This window comes from Citrobacter sp. CtB7.12, from assembly GCF_001297795.1.
GTDB lineage: Bacteria > Pseudomonadota > Gammaproteobacteria > Enterobacterales > Enterobacteriaceae > Citrobacter_A > Citrobacter_A amalonaticus.
Genome location: NZ_LIFT01000045.1, coordinates 1 through 4,023, shown reverse-complemented (window position 1 = coordinate 4,023; position 4,023 = coordinate 1). Strand labels below are relative to the sequence as shown.

Here is a 4,023-nt window from a genome sequence, read left to right as displayed (position 1 = left end):
GTAAGCGGCTCATCTGAACCGTATTGACGATTAGACGTTGCTAAGGTCGAGTTTCCAGGGAAGCAGATCGCGGACCCGGTTCACCGGCCAGTCCTGTATATGACCGATGACGTAACGCAACCACGTCTCGGGGTCAACGCCGTTAAGCCGGCAGGTGACGAGCAGAGAGTAGAGGATCGCCGCACGTTCTCCGCCTGTATCTGAACCGGCGAACAGCCAGTTTTTCCGGCCCAGGGCTACGCCACGCAGCGCGTTCTCCGCGATGTTGTTGTCGATCTCCGCCCAGCCATTGCTGCAGTACAGGTTTAACGCGTCCCACTGCTTCAGTAGATAGGCGAACGCCTTCGCCGTGTCCGAGTGGCGCGACAGTACCTTCATCTGAACCTGTATCCAGTCGTACAGTGACTGCATTAACGGGATAGTCTGCTCTTTACGTACCGCCAGCCGCTCGTCTGCCGGGCTGCCGCGTATCTCCGCCTCGATGGCATACAGTTTTCCGATACGCTTCAGCGCTTCGGTTGTGATGTCGGTCGGTGTCCGGGCATGCACGTCGTGGATTTTTCGCCGGGCATGGGCCATGCAGGCCGCTTCGGTTATGCGGCCATCTTCGTACAGCGCATTATAACCACCGTAAGCGTCCGCCTGCAGGATACCGCTGTACCCCGCAAGGTGCTGCTGTGGATGTACGCCTTTCCGGTCCGGCGAGTACGCGAACCAGACCGCCGGTGGAAGCTGTGAGCCCGCGTTGCGGTCGTCCCGCACGTATACCCACAGCCGGGCCGTGCGCGTTTTACCGCTGCCCGGCTCCTGTACCGGCACAGGGATATCGTCGGTGTGCACCTTGCCCGGCATCAGCACGTACTGGCGCAGCAGGTCGTACAGCGGCTCCAGCAGTTCGCTCACCGCGCCGGACCAGCGACCCAGCGTGGCGCGACTCAGCTCCACGCCCTGACGATGGTATATCTCTGACTGACGATAGTGAGGCGTGTGCTCTGCGAACTTCGCCGTGACGATGCGCGCCAGCAGGCCGGGGCCCGCATAGCTGCGTTCGATGGGTTTTGACGGCATGGAAGCCTGAACGATGTGGTCACAGCTGCAGCAGGCCAGCTTCGGCCGCTGCGTTTCGATAACCTTAAAGGCGCTGCTGATAAGCTCCAGCTGCTCCGATACGTCGCAGCCCAGCGCGTTGAGTTCGCAGCCGCATGCCGGACAGGTGATTTCTGCCGGCGACAGCGTGAGGGTTTCGCGGGGAAGTGAGGCCGGCAGCGGTTTGCGGGCGGAAGACTGGCGCAGCGGCTGCGGGAGTGCCGGGTCATGCTGCTCGCCCAGCACCTCAGCCATCTCCTCCTGCAGGGCGCTGATGCGCTCCTCTGCCTCGCGCACCTGGCGGGCCGTTTTCTCACGCAGCTTTTCGGAGCTTTTGCCGAACTGCATACGTTGCAGCTTAGCAACCAGCGCCTTCAGGCGGTTGATTTCGCTGGCGTACGCCGCCACCCGCTGTGAGAGCAGACGATTATACTCCGCCATTTTGCGGATGGTGGTCTGCTGCTCCTGCAGCAGCGCCCTGAGCCGGGCGTTTTCATCAGGGTATGAGGTCTCCATAACCCCACTTTACAGCAGGTTATATGCGTATTCCAGGGCGTTCCGTCCGCTGGGGATGCTTCCAGTTAATGCCTTCCAGCAGCATGGACAGTTGCGCCGGCGTCAGATGAACCTTGCCGTCACGGGTCACCGGCCAGACGAAGCGCCCCCGCTCCAGCCGTTTGGTAAACAGGCACAGGCCGTCCCGGTCCGCCCACAGCACCTTTATCATATCGCCCCGCCGCCCGCGGAAGATAAACAGATGGCCGCTGAACGGGTCATCCCGTAACGTGTTCTGCACCCTGGAAGCCAGGCCATTGAAGCCGTTGCGCATGTCCGTGACGCCGGCAACCAGCCAGATGCGTGAGCCTGCAGGGAGTGATATCACCGGCTCCCTCCCTGCATTTCCCGGATGAGCATCTGCAGCAGCTCCGGCGTCAGTTTTCCGCTGATACGAAGCGTTCCTGCGGGCAGAACCAGCTCACAGCAGGGGGCATCGTCGCTCTGAACGGATGGTGGATGAGGCTGTCCGGGGCCTGATTCAGCAGCGAGCGTCACGGGCAACATGACCGGCGCATCTGTCCGCGCAGCCAGCAGCCCCTGCTGATAAAGTCGCCGCCAGTTGAACAGGAGATTGTCGTTAATGTTATTTTCGCGGGCAAGCTGTGCCACGCTGACGCCGGGCTGCATCGACTGCTCCACCATGGCGATTTTGAAGTCGCGGGGGAAGTTGGGACGTCGGGGCCGCTTACGGGCAACAGGGATTTCACCGGGAGCCGGGGTAGAGGCTACAGGAAGGACAGACGATTTTCGGGAGTCCTGCCGGTAAAGTCGTTTATCCAGATTTTTAGCGTTGATCCGTGGCGGCAGAGGCCATGACAGACCGGCCTTCCGGAAGCGGACAAAGAGATCGCAGACGGTGGTTTTGGGGATACCCAGCCTGCGCCCGGCCTCAATACGCGGCAGCTTTTCATCAAAATGGAGGCGAAGCGCCTCAAGGAGCCATGTCCGGTGTTTCACGCGATAGTGTCCATTAAAAATGATGGACACTATTTTCCCGGAACCGGAGCCCGCTGCACAGACGGTCTAAATGTGACGCTTACCAGGAACGAAAACATTATACTTTCGAAGAGAAACGTCAGCATGTTGCAGCATGGCGTGCCAGTGGTCTTCCCCGTCAGCAATACAGTGAGCTGCACGACATCAAGTTTTCTACTTTCAGGGAATGGCCTCAGGATATTAAAATCAGAGTCAGTAAACATGCCTCCAGGCTGATACCCGTACATATCGCAGCTCATGCGGTTAATGAGCCTGTCATGCTCTTCCTGCCTGGCGGTATACGTATGAGTTGTCACGCCTTACAGCTCACCGATGTGTTCAGGGCGCTCAAACATGCTCAGACCTGAGAACGTCTTCCTGGCAGTGAGGCCTGTGGATATGCGCAGGGGAATAGACACCCTGACACAGTATGTCCAGGATAACCGGTACGTTCGCCCGCAGTACAGTTGCACCTGCTGCCAGTGGGTAATCAGCGGTGATATGCCTGCGAACATTATCCCGAAAGGTGTCGCTGAGCCGTCACTCATCGCCAAGGTGGTGATCAGCAAGCACTGCGACCATACGCGGCTGAATACCTGAAAGACTGGGCCGGGAACCTGGTGGTTGACGGATATCCGGCGTATGAAACGTTGGCCGGGCAGAACAAAGGGATCGTGCTGACGGGGTGCTGGGCGCATGCCCGCAGAAACTTCGCCGACCTTTATAAAGCGAGTAAAGACCCAAGAGCTGAAATGGCGGTCAGACAGATAGCCGGGCTGTACCGGCTGGAAAAGAAGATCCGGTATCGGACAGTGGAAAAGATCCACCAGTGGCGGCAGCGTTATGCGCGACCAGTGCTGGAAAAACTGTGGCAATGGCTGGAGTTGCAGAAAGGCGGGTGCCCGGAAAGTTCAGCGTTGGGTAAAGCGATCGCCTACGTGCTAAAACGGCGGGAGAGCCTCAGTCGGTTCCTGGAAGATGGCTCGTTGCCGCTGGACAACAATCGCTGTGAACGGGCCATCAGACCGGTGGTGATGGGACACACCAACTGGTTGTTCGCCGGTTCGGTTGCAGCAGGTGAGCGTGCAGCCAGAATCATGAGCTTGCTGGAAACCGCGAAAATGAATGGCCTTGACCCGCATGCCTGGCTGACGGACGTTCTGCATCGCCTGCCATCGTGGCATGAAGACAGGCTGCACGAGTTACTGCCGCTCCCGGAGTATCACTTCACAGAAAACTGAGTGCGGGTGCACTCCGCCCCCTCAGGTATAGCTTCAGTATGGCCTTCATCTCCATGTTCAACGGATACAATCCCTGCCTGGCTCCTGACCTAAATACGTTCTCAGTGGAACTCCGGGGTAAGTTCAGCTATCTGAAAAACTGACTCATTTACCCGTCAACGCC

The 4,023-nt window shown here is 58.8% G+C and carries 4 protein-coding genes and 2 pseudogenes; 3 read left to right on the top strand and 3 right to left on the bottom strand.

What is annotated here, in order from left to right:
- Positions 1–30: 30 nt before the first annotated feature.
- From AOY24_RS23250 to tnpA, 3 genes are read right to left on the bottom strand one after another with little or no spacing between them, the layout of a single operon-like run.
- Positions 31–1,602, bottom strand: coding sequence for an IS66 family transposase (locus AOY24_RS23250; protein ID WP_054177436.1), 1,572 nt, complete (start codon positions 1,600–1,602; stop codon positions 31–33).
- 19 nt (positions 1,603–1,621) lie between these two features.
- Positions 1,622–1,969, bottom strand: a complete 348-nt coding sequence (tnpB, locus tag AOY24_RS23245; protein ID WP_043143335.1) for an IS66 family insertion sequence element accessory protein TnpB — start codon at positions 1,967–1,969, stop codon at positions 1,622–1,624.
- Complete coding sequence (tnpA, locus tag AOY24_RS23240; RefSeq protein ID WP_054177437.1) at positions 1,966–2,631, bottom strand: IS66-like element accessory protein TnpA; 666 nt, start codon at positions 2,629–2,631, stop codon at positions 1,966–1,968. Before tnpA ends, tnpB begins: the two co-directional genes overlap by 4 nt.
- A gap of 23 nt (positions 2,632–2,654) precedes the next feature.
- Here tnpA and AOY24_RS25520 point away from each other — a divergent pair, with 23 nt between their 5' ends.
- From AOY24_RS25520 to AOY24_RS23225, 3 genes and pseudogenes are all read left to right on the top strand, one after another.
- A complete protein-coding gene (locus AOY24_RS25520) occupies positions 2,655–2,987 on the top strand; it encodes a hypothetical protein (protein ID WP_072185448.1) in 333 nt (110 codons plus the stop codon).
- A pseudogene (locus tag AOY24_RS25150) lies at positions 2,974–3,060 on the top strand (IS66 family insertion sequence element accessory protein TnpB); the annotation flags it as partial. The gene AOY24_RS25520 and the pseudogene AOY24_RS25150, both read left to right, overlap by 14 nt.
- Positions 3,061–3,860 (top strand): annotated as a pseudogene (locus AOY24_RS23225) (IS66 family transposase); the annotation flags it as partial.
- Positions 3,861–4,023: the final 163 nt, after the last annotated feature.